Origin of the sequence: Streptomyces sp. NPDC006283 (genome assembly GCF_040613325.1) — a bacterium.
Lineage (GTDB): Bacteria > Actinomycetota > Actinomycetes > Streptomycetales > Streptomycetaceae > Streptomyces.
This window is the reverse complement of sequence record NZ_JBEXRZ010000392.1, coordinates 1-2,939: the sequence shown is the minus strand read 5'-3', so window position 1 is coordinate 2,939 and position 2,939 is coordinate 1. Positions and strand designations below refer to the sequence as shown.

Here is a 2,939-nt window from a genome sequence, read left to right as displayed (position 1 = left end):
GTCGACGACCCAGCGGCGGGGACCCGTGCCCTCGATGCCGAACTCCTCGCCGAGGATCGCGTCGCGGGGCCGTGCCCGCTGGAGCTGCCCGCGGCTCACATCATCGGTGTGTCGCGTCAGCGGTATCGCGCGTCATCGGTGTGTCGCGCCGGCATCAGGCGCGGCCGTGCCGAACAGGCGACGGCGCGCGAACCGCGGCGATCAGCGGCCGATCTCCTTGCGCGAGACGCGCCGCAGCCGGCGACGCTGGCTCGGGTCCAGCATCAGGTACGCCACCGCCGGCACGCCGAGCACCACCAGCAGCGACAGCCAGAATCCCAGCAACGGCATCAGGAGCAGGCCGACGGCCACTCCCCCGATCACGATCTTCGTTCGTGTCGTCATTTCCGACGCCTCCTCCGCGGCTGTGGCCGCTTCTGCTGTCACAACGTGCGCGCCCGTCCCGCAGTTCCACGATGCGGCGTTTCCACTATGCGGCCTTGCGCAGCGGCTCGCCGACCTCGTGCAGATGGGTCAGTGCCTGGCGGTACGACTCGACCAGTCCGGTCTCCGTGTACGGGATGCCCAGCGAGCGGCAGTGTGCACGCACCAGCGGCTGGGCCAGCCTCAGGTGGGGGCGGGGCATGCTCGGGAAGAGGTGGTGTTCGATCTGGTAGTTGAGGCCGCCGAGGAACCAGTCGGTGACGAGGCCGCCGCGGATGTTGCGCGAGGTGAGGACCTGGCGGCGCAGATGGCCCCAGTCCTTACCGGTCTCCTCGTCGGGCATCTCCATGCCCTTGTGGTTGGGCGCGAAGGCCATGCCCAGGTGGAGGCCGAGCACCATCTGGTGCACGAGCGCGAACAGCACGGCCTGCCCGACGGGCATCGCGGTCAGCAGCAGCGTGGCGTAGGCGGCGAGGTGGGCGATCAGCAGCGTTCCTTCGACGGCCCGGTCCTTGCGCGACTGGCGGCCCGCGGGCTGCCGCGTGAAGACGGCCTGGAAGCCGTAGACCTTGAGCGCGATGCCCTCGAGGGTGGTCAGCGGGAAGAACAGCCAGGCCTGGTGGCGGGTGAGCCACCCGAGCAGTCCGGCGCGGCCGGTGGTGTGCTTCTCCGTGAAGACCAGGACGTCGGGTGCGACGTCGGGGTCCTTGTCGACGTGGTTCGGGTTGGCGTGGTGCCGGTTGTGCTTGTCGTTCCACCACTCCTGGCTCATGCCGAGGAGCAGGTTGGCGTGGACGAGCTGGATGATCCGGCTCTTGCGCCTGTCGCCGCTGATCTGCGCGTGCCCGGCGTCGTGACCGAAGAAGGCGGCGCGGGTGGAGAACAGGGCCAGCAGCGGCGCGAGCATCAGCACCCACCAGGAGCCTCCGGTGAGTGCCACGCCAGTGATCACGGCAGCAAGGGCGAGGAGGTTCACGATGATGCCACGCGTGTACCAGCCGACACGGCGCTGCAGCAGTCCCTGCTCCTTGACGGTCCGCAGCAGCGGTGCGAACTCGCTGCCGTTGACCGGCTTGGTTCTCGCAGGAGCGATGGGCGGGGCGAGGGCGGCGGTGCCCTGGGGCATGGTGGGTCTCCGGTCTGTGGACGACGGTTGCGCCGGAGGCGCGAAAGACGAGGTCAGGCCGGATCCGCGAAATGTCCGGCTCTCCGGCCTGATAAACGTATGGACCGGGGGCCCTTCGGGGCCATGGCGCCACCACCCGGTCCGGGCGGGGGGAATCCCGCTCGCCGGGGTGGCGCTGGCTGCACCCTCGACGGTACGTCAGTGGGGGCGGGGGTACGGAGTGAGCCACGTCACCGGGCGGAAGCCGCCGAAGGGTGACCGAGTGAGGTACCCTCGGCGACTCGGTCCGCAGTAGTCAAGTTTGAGGAATGCGCCATCGCTGTGCACGCCACTCCCTCGGCAGTCCCCTCCCCGGTCCCCCCTCACTTCCCTTCCGCCCTCGCCGCCTGCTCGGCCGTTTTCGTACCGGGCGATCCCGCCCGCACGGGCGTGATCGCCTTCTGGAGACCGGACGCCGGCCCGCTTCTCGCCGCCGACGACGCTCTCCGCCCGCTCACCGTCGTCACGCCAGATGTCCGCCCCACCGCCGGCACCTCCGCCGTCCGCGCCGACCCCGCCACGGCCGACGTCCGCACCACCGCCGTACCCGCACTGCTGCTGCCCGTCCAGGAGGCGCTGCCGGTCCTGACCCGGGCCCGCGCCTCCGCCAACGCCTCGCAATCGGTGGCGTTCTGGGGTGCGGCCGCGCTGCTCGCGCTCCACATGGCGGCGCGCGGGCTGCTCCTGCCCGGTCTGAGCCCCACCGACATGGACGCGTGGCGCATGGGCCCGCTCGCGCCCGAAGACCTCGAGCGGCTGCGTGCGCTCTCGGCATCGATGCCTCCCACCGCGCATGCCGTGCCGTTGGACGACACGGCCGGGACGCTGCTCCTGCCCGAACCGGAGCGGCTGCTTCGTCAGTTCCTCGACGCCGTCGCGGACTCCATGCCCCGCTCCCCCGCCGCTCCGCTCGCCGCAGGCGGCCCCGCCTTCGCCGCGCCCGAGCCCCAGCACCTGCCCGGTCGGCGCCAGTGGGCCGCCGACGTCGCGGCGGGGCACGACGCGGGTGTGCGGCTCTCCTTGCGCGTCGAACTCCCAGGCCTGGAGCAGGCGGAGACGGCGGGCGAGGCGCCCGCGTTCCGCGCCGTGCTGCAGATCCACAGCGTCAGCGACCCCACGATCGTGGCCGACGCGGCCGAGGTGTGGGCTCAGGCCGGGGCACCGGGCGCCGGCTTCGGGCCGCGTGCCCGGCTCGACGCTCTGCTCGCACTGCGCCGTGCCGCGCACGCCTGGCCACCGCTGGCCCCGCTGCTGCAGGCTGCACCTCGGGCCTGGACTCCATCGGCCACGCCGTCGACCTCATCCGCGAGGGCAGCGCCGACGTGATGGTCACCGGCGCCACCGAAGCACC

General features: G+C 72.1%; 2 protein-coding genes and 2 pseudogenes. 1 reads left to right on the top strand and 3 read right to left on the bottom strand.

Annotated features, from left to right (window positions below):
* The 3 genes and pseudogenes from ABZ070_RS36430 to ABZ070_RS36420 form a co-directional block, all read right to left on the bottom strand.
* Positions 1-114: pseudogene (locus ABZ070_RS36430) on the bottom strand (histidinol phosphatase); the annotation flags it as partial.
* An 87-nt stretch (positions 115-201) separates the two neighbouring features.
* The gene (locus ABZ070_RS36425) at positions 202-384 is read right to left on the bottom strand and encodes a hypothetical protein (RefSeq protein ID WP_356640385.1); all 183 of its coding nucleotides are present in this window, start codon (positions 382-384) and stop codon (positions 202-204) included.
* Between the two features lie 85 nt (positions 385-469).
* Entirely contained in the window at positions 470-1,549 is a 1,080-nt protein-coding gene (locus ABZ070_RS36420) for an acyl-CoA desaturase (protein WP_356640383.1), read from the bottom strand.
* Between the two features lie 1,289 nt (positions 1,550-2,838).
* On the opposite strand from ABZ070_RS36420, the pseudogene ABZ070_RS36415 reads away from it, so the two are divergent.
* Positions 2,839-2,939 (top strand): annotated as a pseudogene (locus ABZ070_RS36415) (beta-ketoacyl synthase N-terminal-like domain-containing protein); the annotation flags it as partial.

Bases quoted from the DNA above. Each gene is read 5' to 3' on its own strand.
- ABZ070_RS36425 (WP_356640385.1), bottom strand. From the start codon at position 384: ATGACGACACGAACGAAGATCGTGATCGGGGGAGTGGCCGTCGGCCTG.
- ABZ070_RS36420 (WP_356640383.1), bottom strand. From the start codon at position 1,549: ATGCCCCAGGGCACCGCCGCCCTCGCCCCGCCCATCGCTCCTGCGAGA.